Genomic DNA, 17,077 nt, shown 5'->3' with positions numbered 1-17,077 from the left:
ATCAGTTCAAACCGCTTGGAGGCGGGCGGCCAGGCCGCACCGACCGGAGCGCATCATCAGGGCGTGGTTCGCGCGGAAGAGGGGTCGTCCGGGCACGGCGAGGCGGCGCAGGAGGGGTTTGCGGACGTCGACCTCCTGGTCGTAGCGGGCGAGTGCGCCGGCGGGGCCCACGGGGGTGACGGTCCAGCGGGCCCAGCCGTCGAGGTCCCCGGACAGGCGTACTTCGAGTATTCCGGCCGCGGGATCGCGCCGTGTCTCGCGCAGGGTCGTCCTCAGGTCGAAGGGCAGCACGGAACGGATCCGCACGGCCCCGCCGGTGGCGTCGAGCCGGGTGACCTCCTGCACCTGCGGCCACCAGCGGGGATAGTCCTCGATGCGCTCCAGGGCGTGGTACACCGCTCCGGCGGGCGCGGGCAGGCTCCACAGACTGCGGAAGCGGTAATGGCTGCGGTCCACGGGGGGAGTCTGCCCGCCCGCGCCCGGGGCGTACGGTCCCCTACGGCCTCTCAGCGCCTTCTACGGCATCCGGTCGCCCAGGAGGGCGAGGTTCTCGATGGCGGCGAGGCCGTAGAGCGCGGTGTCGTTGGTGGACACCCAGGTGGCCTCGCTGCCGGCGACCAGGGCGGTGGGACCGGTCACCTTCTCGGTCTTCCAGGGGGCGGATTCCTTGTAGCCGTCGGAGTTGTAGAACTTGTCCCAGGCCCGGTCGGCGAGCCGGTCGTCGCCGGTCTGCACGGCGGCGTAGGCGTCGAGGCGGGAATGGCCCTGGAAGAGGATCAGGCTGCCGAAGTTCGAGCCGTAGCGGGCCGCCTGTTCCGTCTTGCTCGCGTTGAAGTAGCGGCAGTAGTCGTAGTACGCCTCGTTGAAGGCCGGCATGTCGACCAGGTCGATGAGTTCGGCGCACAGTTCGTTCAGGCCGAAGACGGCCGAGAGATGGGAGACACCGACCACGGGTTCCTCGGCGATCGCGAACTTCCCGGTGTCCAGGTCGTACAGTCCGGTGCCCTGGACGAATCCGTTGGGCTGGGCGGCGATGGTCTCCATGGTCGACAGGACGCGCGCCCTGGCCTTCTCCCACTTCGGACCCCGGCGTTCCCATTCGGTGAGCCAGGCCGAGACCAGGCCGCTCCAGTCGGTGCCGAAGCCGATGGACAGGGCGTGCCGGTCGGGGGTGTACGGCTCGGTGCGGATCTTGCGGAGGGGGTCGAGGACGAGGAAGGTCTCGTCGGAGTCGACGTTGGCGTGCATGAGGTCGCCGACGCGTTCGTCGGCGGTGAGGAAGTAGTAGTAGCGCCGGTAGGTGGTGTTGGCGATGCGCTGCTGTTTGGCGCTGTCGGCCCAGTGCTGGACGCCGTGCCGGGTGCCGAGGCCGGCCCACTGGCCCAGGTGGTAGACGTCGACCTCGCCGGTGTGCCGGGTCATCGCCTCGGCGAAGCGGAAGATGTCGGCGCGGCCGGAGCGCAGGTAGGCGTACCAGAGCCAGAGGTCCGGCGAGAGTTCTGAGTTGTCCCAGGCGTAGCCGCCGACGTCGTAGCGCCACTGGTGCCGGGCGGTGTCGTAGGTGTGCATGATGTCGCCGTAGTCCCAGAAGCCGTACCAGCGGCGCATCTCCACCTGGTCCTTGTAGTAGGTGAAGAGGAAGTCGAGGTGGTCCTCGATCTTCGCCTTGGCCGGGGTGGAGCGGTCGGGTGCGGAGAACAGGCCGGGGCCGAACACCTTGGCGTCGATGAGTTGTTCCGGCGGGGCGGCGAGTTGCGGGAGGACGCGGACGGCCTCGACCTGCTGCGCGAGCCTCTCGGCGCTCGGGGTCGACTCGTTGGCCCAGAAGAGGAGTTCGGAGGTACGGGCGATGCCGTAGGGGGTGCCGAACCCGGGCTCGTAGTCCTCGTAGGTGATGTTGAGGCCTTCGAGCTGTTCGGGGAAGGTGTCCTGGCCCATGCCGTGGTGGTAGAAGCGCAGGTCCATGGGCTGCGCCTCTGGTGACCAGAGCCAGAGGGTGATCTCGGCCGCGTCGGTGTGGGCGTCGCGGATGTCGAGCTGGGCGGGGTGCTTCTCCCAGAAGTCGCGCAGACCGAAGGAGAGTCCGCCGCCGGCTCCGCCGACGTAACCGAAGCCGGAGGCGCGCCGGCCGCCGCCGGCCGGGATCCAGCCGTACCCCTTCTTGGTGCGCTTGCGCAGGGCGAAGCCGTCGGCGGAGAGCTGGGAGAGGGTGTAGTCGCCCCATTCGGGGATGTACTGCAGGCGGGTGGTGACCCGCTGGTCCCAGGTGGCGGGGTCGGGGAGCTTCTCGCCGGCGAACTGGGCGGCCTGCACGGCTGCGCCCGGGTCCCGGCGCAGTCCGGTGATGCCCTTGACGGCTTCGCGCAGCAGTCCCGTGCCCTCACCGCCGATGCGGATGTGGCGGTCGTAGGACTCGTCGCGCAGGGGCACGGTGAAACGGACACCGATGCCGCGGATGAAGTCGCCGCTCGCCTTGCCGGGTTCCTGCGTGCCGTCGTAGGTGATGGTGTGCACCATGCGGAAGGAGTCGGCGCCCGCGTAGAAGTAGAGGCGGATGGAGAAGGGCAGCCAACCGCGTCGGCCCTTGCGGTGTTTGCCGTCGACACGGACGACGGCGCGGACCGGCCCCTCCTGTTCGACGGTGACGTCGTCGATGGCGCCGTCGAAGCGCTCGGTCCTGACGGTGGTCTGGTCGCCGTCCTCGAACTCGGGCTGGCGCAGCAGGACGAGGCGTCCGTTTCGGGCGATCTCGGTGGAGCCGCGGGTGACGGACCTGACGATGGTGGTGCCGGACTTGGCGATCCTCGCGGTGATGACGCCGGTGGAGATGCCGATGGTGCCGCCGCGCTGGTCGACGGTGATCTTCTTCTCGGGGGCCGCGGGGGTGCCGGTGGACAGGGTGAGCCTGCCGGTGCCGGAACCCACCGCGTGCGCGGTCCACTTCAGGGAGCCGTCGGGCCAGTGGGCGAGGGGCCAGGACTGTACGGGTACGGCCCTGCCGTCCGCGTCGGTCAGTGCGAAGGTCTGGTCGCCCTGGTGGGCGCCCCTGGGCCAGGGCACGCCGACGGTGGATCCGGGCGCCGCACCCAGGCCGCCGTCCTCGAGCCAGTCCAGGGTCACGGGGTCGCCGTCGGCGGTCTCGGCTCTCGGCGCGGCGTCGGCGTCTCGGCTGCCGAGGGCCCAGCTGAACTGGGTGGCGGCGCCTGCGACGGTGGCTGCCTTCAGGAGGGACCTGCGGGGGATGGGGGACATGGCCTTTCCTTTCCGTGCGGGACGCAAGCTGATGTCAAGGGCATGACAGGCAAAGGCGCAGCGCCGGGGCGTCGGCCCTGGTGCGGAAGGCACCGCCCGTCAGCGGCGCCGGTAGCGCTCCTCCACGGCGACGGCCGCCGCCGCGACCGCTCCGAGGACGGGAAGGGCGAGCGGCGCGCTGAACCAGGCGGAGCAGACCACCACGGCCAGTCCGCCGACGATCAGGAAGGATCCGGCCGGGTCGAGCACGGTGCGGCGGCCGGCCTCGGCGAGCAGCGACCACCAGGAGTCCCCGGGCCGCCAGGAAGCCGCCGCGCGCAGTCCGGCGACGACCGCCGCGATGAGGGCGAGCACGCCGACGGCGCCCACGAGTGCACCGCCCGGCAGCCCGGCCCGTACAACCCGTACGTCCACCAGGACCACGGTGAGGGCGGCCCATCCTGCGAGGCCGACGAGCCACCCGCCGCGCAGCGCCGACCGGAAGTCGGCCGTGAACTCCCGCAGTCCGCCGCGCTCATGGGCGAGCTGCCGCCCGAGGTGCCGCGACCCGGCCGCGAACGCGGCGGGGTAGGTGACCAGCGGGAGCGAGGCCAGCGCGATCCACACCCCGGTCAGCAGGCACTCCGCGAACAGGGCGAACTTCCCGGCGAGCGGTGACTCGCCACGTGCGGCCCGGGCCTCGCGGCGTGCGGCACGGGTCTCGGCGTGCGCCTCCGTCATGATCGGTCCTCCTCAGCCCTTCAGGCCGGACGTGGCCATGCCGTCGATGAGATAGCGCTGGAAGGCCAGGAAGAAGGCCAGCACCGGCAGCAGCGCGACCAGGGACATGGCGATCATGCCGCCGTAGTTCGCCAGTGCTTCCTGGTCGACGAACATCTTCAGCCCGAGCGAAACGGTGTATTTGCCGGGCTCATTGAGGTAGATCAGCGGGCCCATGAAGTCGTTCCAGGCGTTGATGAAGGTGAAGATGGCGCTGGTGATCAGGGCCGGCCGGCACAGCGGGAGCACGATCGACCAGTAGATGCGGAAGTGACCGCAGCCGTCGAGCCGGGCCGCCTCGTCGAGTTCCCTGGGCAGGTTGCGCATGAACTGCACCATCAGGAAGACGAAGAACGCTTCTGTGGCCAGGTACTTCCCCAACAGGAGCGGGGTATACGTGTTGATCATGTCCATGTTACGGAAAAGCACGTACTGCGGGATCAGCAGGACGTGGTACGGCAGCAGCAGGGTACCGATCATCAGCGTGAAGAGCAGATTGCGGCCGGCGAACCTGATCTTCGCGAAGGCGTAGGCGGTCAGCGAGCAGGACACCACGATCCCGATCACCGAACCGACCGCGAGGAAGAGCGAGTTGAAGAAGAACGTGGAGATCGGGATGTCCGCGATGCCGTCGGCGAGGCTCGTGTAGTTCGAGGTGATCGGGTCGGCCGGGAAGAGGTCCAGGCTGCCGACGATGTCCTCGCTGTTCTTGAAGGACCCGCCGATGACCCAGACCACCGGGTAGAGGATCACCGCGAGGATCGCGAGTGATCCGACGTGCCAGGCGAGCGAACCGGGCAGGCGGCGCCGGAAGGCACCCGCCCTCGTGGACCGGGCCGGTGTGACGTCGGGGGCCGACGGGGGTGTCTCCTGACCAAGCGAAGCCGAAAGACCGGGGGAGCTCATCGGCCGCCCTCCTCGTAGTGCACCCAGCGCTTCTGGGACCAGAAGAGCATCGCGGTGACCAGGGCGACCGCGACCAGCAGCATCCACGCCATGGCGGAGGCCAGGCCCATCCGGCTGTTCTCGAAGCCCTGGACGTACAGATAACAGGTATAGACCATGGTTCCGTCCGCGGGACCGCAGGCGTTGCCCCCGGCGCCGCCGCCGACGATGTAGGCCGAGCTGAAGATCTGGAAGGAGTGGATGGTCTCCAGCAGCACGTTGAAGAAGAGGACCGGGGAGATCATCGGCAGGGTGATGTTCCAGAACTGCCGCAGCTTGCCCGCCCCGTCGACGTCCGCCGCCTCGTACAGCTCGCGCGGCACCTGCTTCAGCCCGGCCAGGAAGATCACCATGGGGGCGCCGAACTGCCAGACGGTGAGCGCCACCAGGCTGTAGATAATCAGGTCCGGGTCACCGGTCCAGCCGCCGACCTCGACGCCGAAGATCTTCTGCGTGCGGTCGACGATCGCGCCGTCGGAGAAGATCGCCTTCCACACGATGGCGACGGAGACGCTCGCCCCGATCAGCGACGGCGCGTAGAAGGCGGCCCGGTAAAAGGCCTGTCCGCGCCGCTTCTGGGCCAGCAGCAGCGCCACCCCGAGCGCCGCGATCAGCTTGATCGGCGTACCGACGACCACGTACCAGAGCGTGACCTGCACCGAGTGGCGCCAGCGCGGGTCGGCGAACATCTCGGAGAAGTTGCCGAGGCCTATCCACCGGGGGGCGTCGAACAGGTTGTAGTCGGTGAACGCGAAGTAGAGCGAGGCGGCCATCGGGCCCGCCGTCAGCAGCAGGAACCCGGCGATCCAGGGGGACACGAAGAGGTAGCCGGCCAGGTTCTCCCGGCGGCCCCGCCGCTTGAGGGCGGCGGGGCGCGGGGACTCCACCGGACCGTGCCACGGCTCGGAGTCCCGGGTGGGGCCCTCCGTCACAGGGGCGTGTGTCACGGCGCTTCCCATCAGCCGGTGAGAGCCGTCTTCGACTCGGTGAAGAACTGCTTGACCGCGTCCTGTACGGAGCGCTTGCCCAGGCCGAGTTCCTCCGCGATGCGCAGGAACGCGGCCTCGCAGATGTCGGCGCCGTTCGGGTGCGGGGTGATCGGTTCCAGGACACCCGCCTCGACGAGGGACTCCTCGTACGCGGCGATCGCCTTGTTGACCGGGTCGGCCGGCTGGTACGCGTCGTACTGCGCCTGCGTCGTGGGCACACCGCGGTCGTAGCCCATGATCTTGGCGACCTCGGGGTCGTGCACCATGAAGTCGATGAACTGGGCGACCTCCTTGGGGTGCTGGGTGCGCTTGGAGGCGCTGAGCATCAGGGAGCCGAGGTACTGACCGGTCTTCTTGCCGTCCGTGGTCGGGATGGGTGCGAGGCCGTACTCGCTCTTGCCCTCGGAGGTGTAGCGGACGGTGAAGTTGTCCCAGGTGAACTCGCTGCCGGCGAGTTCGGCGGAGAGCGCCGACTTGGGCTTGATCTGGGCGACCTTCTTCGGGTCGGCGAGCAGGCCGGTCCTGACACCCTTCTCGGCCTTGGTCCACCACCGGGTCAGATCCGCCTCGGTGAAACCCAGGCCGTCCTCCGTGAAGAACGCCTTGCCGTTCTGCCGCAGGTACAGGTCGTAGAGGTACATGACGCCGTACATGCCGCTGTCCCCGGCACGCCCGGCCTTGTCGCGGATCTTCACCATCGCGTCGTCGAAGTCGTCCCACGTCCAACCCTGTTCGGGCTTGACGCCGGCTCGGGTGTAGACCGGCTTGTCGATGACCAGGGCCAGCGAGTTCGACCCCACGGGCACACCGAGGAGCTTGCCGTCCACCTCGCCGAACTTCTCCAGGCCGGCCCGGAATCCGTCCATGGAGAGGTTGCCGGCCTTCACCTGCCCACTGAGATCGAGCAGCACGTTCTTCGCGTCGTATTTACGCAGGAATCCGATGGCATTCTGGAAAACGTCCGGCGGATTCCCCCCGGAAGCCTGCGTATTGAACTTCTTCCAGAAGTCGGGGTACGGCTGGAAGTCCGTCTTGATCTTGATCTTCGGGTGCTTCTTCTCGAAGAGCGCGATGGTCTTGTTGATGCGCTCGGCCCGGTCCTCGGCACCCCACCAGGAATAACGGAGCGTCACCGTCCCGTCGCCCGATCCGCTTCCGCCGCCGCATGCGGTGGCCGTGGCACCCAGCCCCGCGACGGCCAGCGAGGCCCCCGCCGCCTTGAGGACCGTACGCCTCCCGGCCTGCCTCGCAACCCGCCCCTCCGAATTCCCGCCCTGCTGCATACGAGCCTCCCTACGACGTCGCGTCCGCCTCATGAATCGTTTCAAGTAAGCGCTTGCTGGCACAAAGTACGGAGGACCCACGGGCGCGTCAATGATTCGGACAGGAATTGGTGGGCGAACCGGCCGGACACCGTCCGCGAGGGCCCGCACCCTTGCGGCCGTCACGGACACAAACACCCAGGTCCACGCGGTCCGGCCGACGGACCGAACACCACGGGACCTACTGGAACACGGGGCCCGGAAGGTTACGGTTGAGTGAAGGGCGACGCAGGCAGGAGGTCGCACCGCCACCGGGCCGGCGCGGGCGAACGGGGGCGTCGCACGAACGCGCCCACCGCGCGCTCGCGCGCCGGCCGGGGACACGGACACAGACACGCTGCGGCCCGGCTCACTGACAGTGAGCCGGGCCGCAGCGTGATCCGGTGGGCGATACTGGGTTCGAACCAGTGACCTCTTCGGTGTGAACGAAGCGCTCTCCCACTGAGCTAATCGCCCGGACGCAGGGAGAACATTACCCCATGTCAGGGAGTGCCCTTGACGGGCGGGGCCCGGTGGCCGCGCCTTCGCCGGGGCTCACTGGTTCTCGATCCTCCAGGGCATCTCGAGGCCGAACTTCCACAGGTAGACCCCGGCCATCGCGGCCGCGATGACGAGCCCGGCGGTGGTCAGGATGATGTTCCGGCGCCGCACCCGGGGATCGAGTGCGCGCTGCGCCGCCTCGGTGACCTTGCGCTTGGTCCACCGGAGCACCAGCTGGGCCCAGACGAACTCGGTCGCCCAGATCGCCATGCCACCGAAGATCACCACCCAGCCCGGCCCGGGGAGCACCAGCATGGCGGCACCGGCCGTCACGACCGCGAGCCCCACGACGAAGACGCCCACCTGCCAGCTCAGATGCAAGGTGCGGCGGGCCTTCACGAAAGCCGGTGCCCTGGAGCCAAGCGCCCGCTCGTCCGATGCCTGGTCGGCCCTGTCCGTCCCCGCTCGATCCGCCGTCATGGCCGCCTCGCCGGGTGTGTCACTCCCCGTGTTCATACAGCCAAACACTACCGGAGCCCGTCACGCCACCGGAACGGGCGCAGCTCGCGAACGATCTCTCGGCCGGTTGAGCTACGTAAATCCATGCAAAACACCCAGAGGGGTTTACAACGGCACCGTAGGTGGCATGTCGATTTCGCCGACGTGCGAATCCCCGAGCGCACACTGAGCGAAAGGCCCTGGCGCTTATGAACACCACGGTCAGCTGCGAGCTGCACCTGCGCCTCGTTGTGTCGAGCGAGTCCTCCCTGCCTGTCCCTGCAGGCCTGCGGTACGCCACGGCCGACCCCTACGCCGTGCACGCCACCTTCCACACCGGAGCCGAGGAAACCGTCGAGTGGGTGTTCGCCCGCGACCTCCTCGCCGAAGGGCTTCACCGTCCCACCGGCACCGGCGACGTCCGCGTCTGGCCGTCGCGCAGTCATGGTCAGGGCGTCGTCTGCATCGCCCTGAGCTCTCCGGAGGGCGAGGCTCTGCTCGAGGCCCCGGCACGGGCTCTGGAGTCCTTCCTGAAGCGTACGGACGCCGCCGTGCCCCCCGGTACGGAGCACCGGCACTTCGATCTCGATCAGGAGCTCTCGCACATTCTGGCGGAAAGCTAGGCGAGGGTTCACCCAACTGCCCGGCGCCGTTGACTCGGGGTGACGGCTCGGGCCCTGACAGCCGCACGACGGCTTGCAACGGCGCCGACGCCGCGGAGCACCGCGGGCGGCGTCGTTGCACTGTACGCCGTCCCGGCGGGAGGCCCTGGCGAACCGACGGACGTTCCCCGGCAGCTTTCGAAGCCGTGTGCGGGCGAGGAGCGCTCACCGGCTCGCGTGAGCCACTACCATCGGCCAGCATCGGCGGGCGCCCGCCCGACCGTCAGGCCAGGGAGCGAATCGTGCTGATCACCCACGACACCCGGTGCGCGCTGGACACCGTGGTGGATCTGGTGAACTCCGCGCCGGAGGACGGCTCGGCACCGGACGGACTGCCGGACGTCCCGGCTCTCGAGGCCTTCGTGCGCGGCCACGAGGTCAGCGAGGTCGGGGTCCTCACGGAGTTCGACCTCTCGGCGGTACGCAGGATCCGCGGACGGTTCGCGTCGGTCTTCGCTGCTCCCGACGCCCACAGCGCCGCCAGACTGATCAACGAGCTGATCGCGGCCGCGGGCACCACGCCCCGGCTCACCAACCACGACGGCTACGACTGGCATGTGCACTACTTCGCCCCCGGCGCCTCGGTCAGTGATCACCTGGCGGCCGACTGCGGGATGGCGTTGGCGTTCTTCGTGGTCGCCGGTGAACAGGAGCGGCTGCGGCGCTGCGAGGCCCCGGACTGCCGGCACGCCTTCGTCGACCTCTCCCGCAACCGCTCACGCCGCTACTGCGACAGCCGGACCTGCGGCAACCGCCTGCACGTCGCCGCCTACCGGGCGCGCCGCAAGGAGGCGGCGGGCTGAGCCTCGTATGCCGGGCGCAGCCGCGGAGGACCTTCTGATGCCGTGCCGACGCGGTCCCGACGGGTGGCGTCGGGTACCGCGGGTACGGCTCACAGCCAGAGCAGGTCGTGCAGGGCAGCCGTGAGCAGCAGACACCCGATCACCGCAAGGAAGATCATCAGCGGTGGCTGGGAAAGGGCGAAGAGGCATCCGCGCGGCTCGTCCTGCGGCGGCGCGGCCTCGCTCTGTGTAGTGTCCAGCATCTCGCGGCGATCATGACGCATCGGGAGCACCTGATGCGATCGCCACTCACGGACTGAACGCACACGCGTCGTTTGCGCCGGTCACGGTCCGGGTTGTGATCGTTTACGCACGTCGCGGGATTGCCTGTGACGCTTCGGCCCGTTTCCGTCCGCTGCCGCTTCACGCCCGTCACCTGCGGTGCGGCGCCGACGCGCCTGTCCGCGCCACCTTCATATGCCGTGCTTCTTGAGGATCGCCTCGATGTCGCTGAAGTCGTCGTCACCCTTGGGTGAGGCCGCGGGCCGGGGCTCGGCCTGACGGGAGCCGGGGCCCAGGGAGGGGGCCGAGGCCGTGGGTGCCACTGCTCCGGGCCGCGTGGACGCGCCGGCCGTACGGCTCTGCTGTTTGCGTTCCTTCCGCTCCTGGCGGGTGCCGACGCGCCGACGCTCCACCGCGCGCGTGGTCATGAACAGCACCCAGGACAGGCCCAGCACGCCGAAGCCCGCCCAGGCCGTGAGGCTGATGGCGGTGTCGGCCAGCCACTCGACCACACCGGTCATCACCAGGCCGATGGGAACGAGCGCATAGGCGGCGATGCGGGTCGCGGTGAGGAAGCGCTTGCGGTAGGCGGTGATCAGCGCGATGCCCAGGCCTGCCACGGACACGGCGGAGCAGACGGTCTCGGCAATCATCCGGTCCTCCAGGCAGGGGTTCGGTGGCATCGGGCACTTCGTCCCTTCCATCCTGCACCTTCCCGGCCCCGCCGGGCCATGCTCCAGCCGTAGATCAGGGACATCTCCGGGTCGGCTCCTCCGCAGGTGCCGATGCCGTGTGCTCCCCCGCGGCTTTCGGCGGGCCGTGCCGGACCCGCGGGGCCCCCGGCACGCACTCCCCCGAGTTCCTCGGGCGGGAGTGGCTCCAGCCGCGTTGCCGGTTTCTTCGACAAGAACCGCCGGGACAGGCCCACAAGCCCGGCAATCCCCGGGTCCGGTCGGGTGCCGCGGGGCGGGGCTGGAAGACTGTCGGTCATGAGTGACTCCCCTTTCGGTCGTACCGCCACCCCCGTGCTCGACGTGTGGTGCGAGCTGCAGTGCCCGGACTGCCGTGACGCCCTCGACGATCTCCACGCCCTGCGCGCCCGGTACGGCGACCGTCTGGAGCTGCGCCTGCGGCACTTCCCGCTGGAGAAGCACAAGCACGCCTTCGCCGCCGCACAGGCCTTCGAGGAGGCGGCCGAGCAGGGACAGGGCTGGACCTATGCCGAGGCCGTGCTGGGGCGGGCCGAGGAACTGCAACGTGGGGGCGAACCCCTCCTGGTCGAGGTCGCCCGGAAACTCGGTCTGGACGCCGAGGAGTTCGACACCGCGCTGGTCGACGGCCGGCACATCCTGATCGTGGACGCCGACCAGGCCGAGGGCAAGGCGATCGGGGTGACCGGCACCCCGACCTATGTCATCGGCGGCGAGCGTCTCGACGGCGGCAAGAGCCAGCAGGGCCTGCGCGAGCGCGTCGAGGAGATCGCGGACCGGCTCCTCACCGAGCAGGAGGGCTGACCGGGGGCTCGGCCGCCCGGCCCTTACAGCAGGTGCTTGTACATCGTGTACTGCGTCGTCCCGTAGCCGAGTGAGGCGTAGAGCCGCTCCGCCGGGGTGTTGCCCGCGAAGACGTTGAGCCCGATGACACGCTTCCCCGCGGAGATCGCCTGCGCCTCGGCGAGCAGCATGAGGGAGCGTCCGTGCCCCCGGCCGCGGTACGCGGCATCGGCCTCGACGTCGAACACGAAGGCCTGTTCCGCGCGTACCGAGAGCCACAGCGTGCCCACGGGGGTGCCCTCGTGTTCGAGGACGCTGAGGATCATGCTCTCCGAATCCCGCCCGTCGGGCAGCAGGGCCGCGCGGTCCTTGGCCGCCTTGACCCGCGCCTCGGCCTCCGGCACACCGCGCTCGGTCCAGCTTCGCGCGTACTCCGCCTCACTCGTGGCCGACCACGGACCGTACTCGGCGTCGGTCATCGGCCGTCCGCGGCTGCCCTCCGGCAGAGCGGGCAAAGCGTCCCCCAGCGCCTTCTCCATGGTGCAGTTGCGCACGACGTAGCCGAGCGCCGTGGTGAGGCGCAACGCGGGCCCGGCGGGGGCGGCCCCAGCCGTCCCCGTCCCCTCCCCTTCGGCGGGGACCCTCGCCTCGATGCGGCGGCAGCCCCAGCCGCACGCGATCTCCTCGGCGGCGAGCGCGGCCACCGTGCCCCGGCCGCGCCTGCGGTCCGGCTCCTCGATCCACAGGCTCATGATCCGGGCCACGGCGTCGCCGAAGACGGGATGCGTACCGATGTGTACGCGTCCGACGGGGCGGCTGTTGACGCACACCTGGTAGCGGCGGGAGCGCGTGCCGTCGGGATTCTGCTGGAGCGGCTCGGCCGGCCGCAGGGTCGTGGTCATCATGGGTGTTCTACCCACGCGACCGCTCGGATCAGCCGCATGTCATGCACCGGTCCCACCCCCGGCCTTGTCACGGGTCGAGGCCGGTCGCCGCGTGCTCGTCGAAGATCCGCATGGCCTTGGCCGTCACCGGGCCCGGGGCACCGGGCAGTTCACGGTCGTCGACGCGCTGCACGGCCTGCACGTCGCGCAGGGTGGAGGTGAGGAAGATCTCGTCGGCCCGCTGGAGGACGTCCATCGGCAGATCGGTCTCGGCGGCACCGGTCCACTCGACGGCCAGCGCCCGGGTGATGCCCGCGAGGCAGCCGGAGGCGACCGGCGGGGTGTGGATCTTGCCGTCCAGGACGACGAAGACGTTGGACCCCGTGCCCTCGCAGAGCCGGCCGACGGTGTTGCCGAACAGCGCCTCGGAGGCGCCCTGTTCGCGGGCGCGGGCGAGGGCGACGACGTTCTCGGCGTAGGAGGTGGTCTTCAGTCCGGTGAGCGCGCCGCGTTCGTTACGGGTCCACGGGACGGTGATCACGGCGGTGGAGTCGGGGCGGCGGGTGGTGCCGCCCAGGGCGACGACGAGGGTCGGGCCGTGCTCGCCCCGGTCGGAACCGAGGGGTCCGTGACCGCCGGTGAAGGTGATGCGCAGCCGGCCGAGCGGCATCGGGTTGGCCTCGAGAACGGCCGCGCAGGCGCGGCGGACCTCGTCGAGGTCGGGTTCGGGCAGGCCGAGGCCCCGGGCCGAGCGGGCCAGCCGGTCGAGATGCCGGGTCAGCGCGAACGGCCTGCCGTGCACGGCCTTCACCGTCTCGAAGATGCCGTCGCCCACGGTCAGTCCGTGGTCGAAGACGGAGACGTGGGCGGACTCGGTGTCCTGCAGTCCGCCGTCGAGCCAGATCTTCACCCCAGGGTCCCTTCACTCACCTCGTACCTGCCCGACGCTACCGCGAGCAGCCGGGACGCCTTCAGCTCGGTCTCCCGCCACTCCCCCTCCGGGTCGGAGCCCCAGGTGATGCCGGCGCCGGTGCCGAACCGGAGCCGCACGCCGCCGTCCGGCTCCCGGTCGATCCAGAAGGTACGGATGCCCACCGCGAGGCCGGCGGTGCCCCGGTCGGCGTCGACCCAGCCGATGCCCCCGCAGTACGGGCCCCGGGGCACCGGCTCCAGGGCGTCGATGATGCGCAGGGCGCTCGGCTTGGGCGCGCCGGCGACGGAGCCGGGCGGGAAGGCGGCGGCGAACACCTCGGGCCAGCCGGCCCCCGGGCGCAGTTCGCCCCGCACCGTCGACACCAGGTGCACCAGCCCCGGATGCTTCTCGACGGCGCACAGGTCGGGCACGGTGACGCTGCCGGTGGCGCAGACCTGGCCGAGGTCGTTGCGGACCAGGTCGACGATCATCACGTTCTCGGCGTGGTCCTTCCCGAGAAGGTCGGCCTCGGTACGTCCGGTTCCCTTGATCGGCCCGGACTCCACGACACGCCCCGCACGGCTCAGGAAGAGCTCGGGCGACGCGGTGGCGATCTCCACACCGTGCCCCGGCAGGCGAATCGTTCCTGCGTACGGTGCCGGATTACCGCGGGCCAACAGGGCGGTCAGGGCGTCCACGTCGGCGTCGGCCGGGACGGGGGCGGAGAGTACACGGCAGAGGTTGGCCTGGTACACCTCGCCGGCGGCTATGTGCTCGCGGACGCGCCGCACGCCGGCCACGTACGCGGCGTGGTCCAGGGAGGACGTCCAGGCACCGGCGGCCGGTCCGCGCCAGCGGCCCGGAACCGGCGCGGGCACCTGCTGCTCGCGTACGTCGCGGAAGCGCGCACAGGTCAGACGGCCCTCGAAGTCCGCGCAGACGGCCCAGAAACCGTGCGACTCCAGGGCGGCCGGGTCATCGGTGACGTCGAGGAGGCCGGTGGCGACGCGGCTGCCGAAGCGGGCGAGAGGTGTCAGATCGAGCACGCCGTCGAGTCTATGGCGGGGGTCGTCGGAGTGGCCCGGCCGTGTCCGTGAGCAGGCGCAGCGCAGCACGCTGCACAAACGGGTTTTTGTGCTGGCCCCGGAATCCGCTAGAGTTCACCACGTCGCCGGAACGCACAAGCGGGCCGGAGCGACAGGCGGACGTAGCTCAGTTGGTAGAGCGCAACCTTGCCAAGGTTGAGGTCGCGAGTTCGAACCTCGTCGTCCGCTCGAAGGATCGGGGGCCTCCCGGGCCCTCGCGCTCCTGGTGGAGTGGCCGAGAGGCGAGGCAACGGCCTGCAAAGCCGTCTACACGGGTTCAAATCCCGTCTCCACCTCCATGGACGATTAGCTCAGCGGGAGAGCGCTTCCCTGACACGGAAGAGGTCACTGGTTCAATCCCAGTATCGTCCACTGGATCTTCGGATCCTCCGCGCGATTAGCTCAGCGGGAGAGCGCTTCCCTGACACGGAAGAGGTCACTGGTTCAATCCCAGTATCGCGCACGCATCACCCACGATCCGCTCCTCGGAGTGATCGTGGCCGGAGGACGATTAGCTCAGCGGGAGAGCGCTTCCCTGACACGGAAGAGGTCACTGGTTCAATCCCAGTATCGTCCACATCGCCCGGAACCCCCGGCCGCTCAGGCGGCCGGGGGTTCCGTCGTGTCGGGGCCCGCTCAGGACGAGAAGAGCATGCGGCCGAAGCCCTTGTTCCGGTGGTGTCCGTGGTGGTGGCCCCCGTGGTGACCGCCGTGCGGGGCGCCCCACGCGGGCTGGGGCGCCGCCGGGTACGCCTGCGGGGCCGCGGGAGGCGGCGGCGCGGCCTGCTGGGACCACTGCGACTCCAGCCGGGTCAGCGACTCCAGCTCGCCATAGTCGAGGAAGATCCCCCGGCAGCCGCTGCACTGTTCGATCTGGACACCGTTGCGGTTGTAGGTGTGCATCGGCGCACGACACTTCGGACACTGCATGATCGGTACAACTCCTCGCCTGTCAGACCTGCTTCGGATATCTCCAGGACAGACTCTGTCCCACTGGGCTCGGTTGCACCCTACTTCGGCGATTCGTGCGCCAATTCGGCCGGGACCGCGGCTATTCGTCGGCAGGAGTCGACCAGGGCGTGGTCCACCTCGTCCAGGGGCCGCCCGTCCGCAACCGCCTTGGTGACCGTCCGCGCGGCGGTCTGCACGGTGAGGGCGCGGGCCGGGACCTCCAGGACGGCCCAGGGGTCGTCGGCGGCGTCGAGTGCGGGCCCGCCGGCGGCCCGGTAGGCGTCGAGGAACCGCCCCCACTCCTGCGGCTCCAGCAGTCCGCAGGCGAACCAGGCGGCGGGACGCCCGAGGTCCCAGGCCGGGTCGCCCGCCCCCAGGTCGTCGACGTCGATCAGCCGCCAGGACTCGGGTACCCGCGCTCCAGATACCCGTACGAGCTGACCGAGGTGGAGGTCGCCGTGGCACAGGGTGGCCGGCTGCGGCATGGGCGCCTCGGCGCGCGCCCAGCCGGGCAGGGTCGCCCAGGCGGCCCGTACGGGGGCCACGGCCGGGTGTGCGCCGACCGCGCGGAGCCCGGCGACGGCACGGGCCGCCTTGAGGGGGCCGCGCATGACCGGCGCAGACTCGGGGACGGGTGCGCGGTGCAGCAGGGCGAGCAGGGTGCCGACGGCTTCCCAGGGGGCTGCGTCCGGGTCGTCCGGGTCGACCGGGACGCCGTACGGCCAGAAGGTCACGAGCCTGCCGTGCAGGTCGGCAGGTGCCGGACCGAGCGGGGGCAGGAACACGTCCGGGAGGTGGGAGGCGAGGGCGAGGCGCCGGGTCAGCCCGGCGGCGTCGGCGTCCGGTGCGTGGGCCTTCGCGACGGTGTCCGCGTGCCGGACGACGGTGCCGTCGGGGCGGTCGGCGAGGGTGCCGCTCGCTCCGCAGGGGCAGGTGGGGGTACGGGTGTGGGCGACGTCTTCGGCCCGGGCGGTGAGTTCGGGAAGGAGGGTGGCGGCTGTCACGGGGCTCCCTGGGTGCGGCCTGGGGAGAGGGTACGCGGGAGCGTGACCGGTGTTGGCCAATCACGCGGGGAAAGGCACGACTGCCCGCAGTGACGGTGCACCGATGGGCGGTGGCGGCTGCCGACCCGGCAGCACTCACGGACACCGCCGGCCGCAACACGTCGGTAGGTACCCGCAACCACTCATTGGAAATCCCCCACTCATGGGGGAATCCCCACAGCGTGCAACCACCCCCGCGAAAGCGCGCGCCGGTTCAGGCACGGAAAGATGCCGGCGCAGCTCCCCAGCTGCGCCGGCATTCCTGCCGTCCGCCGCACCCCCGTCCCCACGGGGTTTCATGGGTGGATGTCCCCGCCCGGACCGCTCTTCCGGGCCTGGGGTCGCCGCTCAGCGCCCCAGCATCTCTCCCACGGACGACGCCTGTATGGCCACGGTCTCCCACCCGTCGAAAACGAGGAGGAGCAGGACCGCCAGGGGAAGAGCCATGAGTGTCGCCACCACGGGGTGGCGACGGCCCTCGCGGCTCGGGCGGAACATGGCGGCGCCCGCCTTGTGTGCCCGTGTGCGGACGACCGTCCGCGATGCCGTGTGGGCCATGACCCCTCTCCTGGCCGTTTCTTGTTGTCGTAATGCCTCGGGCGCTGTGTGCGAACCTTTGGCAGCGGCGGACGTCCGACCTCGGGGGACGAGTACCGCACCCGCCGCTTGACCTCAAATCTAGGGGCCCGGCACTTCCCGGACGTCATGCCCTCGTACCGATTGCCGGGCCTCCCGGA

18 protein-coding genes and 6 tRNA genes are annotated in these 17,077 nt (G+C 70.2%); 8 read left to right on the top strand and 16 right to left on the bottom strand.

The annotated features are described in order from the left end of the window. Nucleotides 1–6 precede the first annotated feature (6 nt). The 8 genes from HUV60_RS28455 to HUV60_RS28420 form a co-directional block, all read right to left on the bottom strand. Complete coding sequence (locus HUV60_RS28455; RefSeq protein ID WP_257850032.1) at nucleotides 7–456, bottom strand: SRPBCC family protein; 450 nt, start codon at nucleotides 454–456, stop codon at nucleotides 7–9. Between the two features lie 60 nt (nucleotides 457–516). Next, complete coding sequence (locus tag HUV60_RS28450) at nucleotides 517–3,252, bottom strand: exo-rhamnogalacturonan lyase family protein (RefSeq protein WP_257850031.1); 2,736 nt, start codon at nucleotides 3,250–3,252, stop codon at nucleotides 517–519. A gap of 99 nt (nucleotides 3,253–3,351) precedes the next feature. After that, on the bottom strand, nucleotides 3,352–3,972 hold the full coding sequence (locus HUV60_RS28445; RefSeq protein WP_257850030.1) for a hypothetical protein: 621 nt from the start codon (nucleotides 3,970–3,972) through the stop codon (nucleotides 3,352–3,354). Between the two features lie 12 nt (nucleotides 3,973–3,984). Next, complete coding sequence (locus tag HUV60_RS28440; RefSeq protein WP_257850029.1) at nucleotides 3,985–4,917, bottom strand: carbohydrate ABC transporter permease; 933 nt, start codon at nucleotides 4,915–4,917, stop codon at nucleotides 3,985–3,987. Next, nucleotides 4,914–5,915 (bottom strand): carbohydrate ABC transporter permease, encoded by a 1,002-nt coding sequence (locus HUV60_RS28435; protein WP_257850028.1) that lies wholly within the window; start codon nucleotides 5,913–5,915, stop codon nucleotides 4,914–4,916. Before HUV60_RS28435 ends, HUV60_RS28440 begins: the two co-directional genes overlap by 4 nt. Continuing rightward, complete coding sequence (locus HUV60_RS28430) at nucleotides 5,915–7,228, bottom strand: ABC transporter substrate-binding protein (protein WP_257850027.1); 1,314 nt, start codon at nucleotides 7,226–7,228, stop codon at nucleotides 5,915–5,917. Before HUV60_RS28430 ends, HUV60_RS28435 begins: the two co-directional genes overlap by 1 nt. Before the next feature lie 423 nt (nucleotides 7,229–7,651). Beyond that, a tRNA-Val gene (locus HUV60_RS28425) sits at nucleotides 7,652–7,723 on the bottom strand. A gap of 78 nt (nucleotides 7,724–7,801) precedes the next feature. Next, entirely contained in the window at nucleotides 7,802–8,263 is a 462-nt protein-coding gene (locus HUV60_RS28420) for a TIGR02611 family protein (protein ID WP_257850026.1), read from the bottom strand. A gap of 191 nt (nucleotides 8,264–8,454) precedes the next feature. Between HUV60_RS28420 and HUV60_RS28415 the strand changes: the two genes are divergently transcribed. Together HUV60_RS28415 and HUV60_RS28410 are read left to right on the top strand one after the other, a co-directional pair. After that, complete coding sequence (locus tag HUV60_RS28415) at nucleotides 8,455–8,868, top strand: SsgA family sporulation/cell division regulator (RefSeq protein WP_257850025.1); 414 nt, start codon at nucleotides 8,455–8,457, stop codon at nucleotides 8,866–8,868. A 281-nt stretch (nucleotides 8,869–9,149) separates the two neighbouring features. Further along, on the top strand, nucleotides 9,150–9,710 hold the full coding sequence (locus HUV60_RS28410) for a CGNR zinc finger domain-containing protein (RefSeq protein ID WP_257850024.1): 561 nt from the start codon (nucleotides 9,150–9,152) through the stop codon (nucleotides 9,708–9,710). Between the two features lie 89 nt (nucleotides 9,711–9,799). On the opposite strand, the gene HUV60_RS28405 is transcribed toward HUV60_RS28410, so the two are convergent. After that, complete coding sequence (locus HUV60_RS28405) at nucleotides 9,800–9,973, bottom strand: hypothetical protein (RefSeq protein ID WP_257850312.1); 174 nt, start codon at nucleotides 9,971–9,973, stop codon at nucleotides 9,800–9,802. 189 nt (nucleotides 9,974–10,162) lie between these two features. Continuing rightward, on the bottom strand, nucleotides 10,163–10,654 hold the full coding sequence (locus tag HUV60_RS28400; RefSeq protein ID WP_257850023.1) for a hypothetical protein: 492 nt from the start codon (nucleotides 10,652–10,654) through the stop codon (nucleotides 10,163–10,165). A gap of 306 nt (nucleotides 10,655–10,960) precedes the next feature. Between HUV60_RS28400 and HUV60_RS28395 the strand changes: the two genes are divergently transcribed. Continuing rightward, nucleotides 10,961–11,485: a DsbA family protein gene (locus tag HUV60_RS28395; RefSeq protein ID WP_257850022.1), complete on the top strand. Its 525-nt coding sequence runs from the start codon at nucleotides 10,961–10,963 to the stop codon at nucleotides 11,483–11,485. A gap of 23 nt (nucleotides 11,486–11,508) precedes the next feature. On the opposite strand, the gene HUV60_RS28390 is transcribed toward HUV60_RS28395, so the two are convergent. The 3 genes from HUV60_RS28390 to HUV60_RS28380 all read right to left on the bottom strand — a co-directional run bounded on the left by HUV60_RS28390 (nucleotide 11,509) and on the right by HUV60_RS28380 (nucleotide 14,307). Then, the gene (locus tag HUV60_RS28390) at nucleotides 11,509–12,366 is read right to left on the bottom strand and encodes a GNAT family N-acetyltransferase (RefSeq protein WP_257850021.1); all 858 of its coding nucleotides are present in this window, start codon (nucleotides 12,364–12,366) and stop codon (nucleotides 11,509–11,511) included. A gap of 70 nt (nucleotides 12,367–12,436) precedes the next feature. Then, nucleotides 12,437–13,258 (bottom strand): aminotransferase class IV, encoded by an 822-nt coding sequence (locus HUV60_RS28385; protein WP_257850020.1) that lies wholly within the window; start codon nucleotides 13,256–13,258, stop codon nucleotides 12,437–12,439. Further along, nucleotides 13,255–14,307 carry a chorismate-binding protein gene (locus HUV60_RS28380; RefSeq protein WP_257850019.1) on the bottom strand — a complete coding sequence of 351 codons (1,053 nt, stop codon included), beginning with the start codon at nucleotides 14,305–14,307 and terminating at the stop codon, nucleotides 13,255–13,257. The genes HUV60_RS28385 and HUV60_RS28380 overlap by 4 nt, the downstream gene beginning before the upstream one ends. Before the next feature lie 155 nt (nucleotides 14,308–14,462). On the opposite strand from HUV60_RS28380, the gene HUV60_RS28375 reads away from it, so the two are divergent. The 5 genes from HUV60_RS28375 to HUV60_RS28355 all read left to right on the top strand — a co-directional run bounded on the left by HUV60_RS28375 (nucleotide 14,463) and on the right by HUV60_RS28355 (nucleotide 14,923). Continuing rightward, nucleotides 14,463–14,535, top strand: a tRNA-Gly gene (locus HUV60_RS28375). Between the two features lie 36 nt (nucleotides 14,536–14,571). After that, nucleotides 14,572–14,645 (top strand) — tRNA-Cys (locus HUV60_RS28370). Nucleotide 14,646: 1 nt separating this feature from the next. After that, nucleotides 14,647–14,718 (top strand) — tRNA-Val (locus HUV60_RS28365). Between the two features lie 19 nt (nucleotides 14,719–14,737). Next, nucleotides 14,738–14,809 (top strand) — tRNA-Val (locus tag HUV60_RS28360). A 42-nt stretch (nucleotides 14,810–14,851) separates the two neighbouring features. Then, nucleotides 14,852–14,923 (top strand) — tRNA-Val (locus HUV60_RS28355). A gap of 59 nt (nucleotides 14,924–14,982) precedes the next feature. Here the strand turns inward: HUV60_RS28355 and HUV60_RS28350 are convergent. The 3 genes from HUV60_RS28350 to HUV60_RS28340 form a co-directional block, all read right to left on the bottom strand. Then, a complete protein-coding gene (locus HUV60_RS28350) occupies nucleotides 14,983–15,276 on the bottom strand; it encodes a TFIIB-type zinc ribbon-containing protein (protein WP_257850018.1) in 294 nt (97 codons plus the stop codon). A gap of 80 nt (nucleotides 15,277–15,356) precedes the next feature. Beyond that, nucleotides 15,357–16,301, bottom strand: a complete 945-nt coding sequence (locus HUV60_RS28345; protein ID WP_257850017.1) for a phosphotransferase family protein — start codon at nucleotides 16,299–16,301, stop codon at nucleotides 15,357–15,359. Nucleotides 16,302–16,688: 387 nt separating this feature from the next. Continuing rightward, entirely contained in the window at nucleotides 16,689–16,898 is a 210-nt protein-coding gene (locus HUV60_RS28340) for a hypothetical protein (RefSeq protein WP_257850016.1), read from the bottom strand. Nucleotides 16,899–17,077 lie beyond the last annotated feature (179 nt).

Origin of the sequence: Streptomyces sp. KMM 9044, assembly GCF_024701375.2 — a bacterium.
Lineage (GTDB): Bacteria > Actinomycetota > Actinomycetes > Streptomycetales > Streptomycetaceae > Streptomyces.
This window is presented reverse-complemented; position numbering and strand designations above follow the sequence as displayed.

Excerpts from the sequence above, each read along its gene's own strand:
- HUV60_RS28450 (WP_257850031.1), bottom strand. The coding sequence starts at position 3,252 with ATGTCCCCCATCCCCCGCAGGTCCCTCCTGAAGGCAGCCACCGTCGCA.
- HUV60_RS28445 (WP_257850030.1), bottom strand. The coding sequence starts at position 3,972 with ATGACGGAGGCGCACGCCGAGACCCGTGCCGCACGCCGCGAGGCCCGG.
- HUV60_RS28440 (WP_257850029.1), bottom strand. The coding sequence starts at position 4,917 with ATGAGCTCCCCCGGTCTTTCGGCTTCGCTTGGTCAGGAGACACCCCCG.
- HUV60_RS28435 (WP_257850028.1), bottom strand. The coding sequence starts at position 5,915 with ATGGGAAGCGCCGTGACACACGCCCCTGTGACGGAGGGCCCCACCCGG.
- HUV60_RS28430 (WP_257850027.1), bottom strand. The coding sequence starts at position 7,228 with ATGCAGCAGGGCGGGAATTCGGAGGGGCGGGTTGCGAGGCAGGCCGGG.
- HUV60_RS28420 (WP_257850026.1), bottom strand. The coding sequence starts at position 8,263 with ATGAACACGGGGAGTGACACACCCGGCGAGGCGGCCATGACGGCGGAT.
- HUV60_RS28415 (WP_257850025.1), top strand. The coding sequence starts at position 8,455 with ATGAACACCACGGTCAGCTGCGAGCTGCACCTGCGCCTCGTTGTGTCG.
- HUV60_RS28405 (WP_257850312.1), bottom strand. The coding sequence starts at position 9,973 with ATGCGTCATGATCGCCGCGAGATGCTGGACACTACACAGAGCGAGGCC.
- HUV60_RS28400 (WP_257850023.1), bottom strand. The coding sequence starts at position 10,654 with ATGCCACCGAACCCCTGCCTGGAGGACCGGATGATTGCCGAGACCGTC.
- HUV60_RS28395 (WP_257850022.1), top strand. The coding sequence starts at position 10,961 with ATGAGTGACTCCCCTTTCGGTCGTACCGCCACCCCCGTGCTCGACGTG.
- HUV60_RS28390 (WP_257850021.1), bottom strand. The coding sequence starts at position 12,366 with ATGACCACGACCCTGCGGCCGGCCGAGCCGCTCCAGCAGAATCCCGAC.
- HUV60_RS28350 (WP_257850018.1), bottom strand. The coding sequence starts at position 15,276 with ATGCAGTGTCCGAAGTGTCGTGCGCCGATGCACACCTACAACCGCAAC.
- HUV60_RS28340 (WP_257850016.1), bottom strand. The coding sequence starts at position 16,898 with ATGGCCCACACGGCATCGCGGACGGTCGTCCGCACACGGGCACACAAG.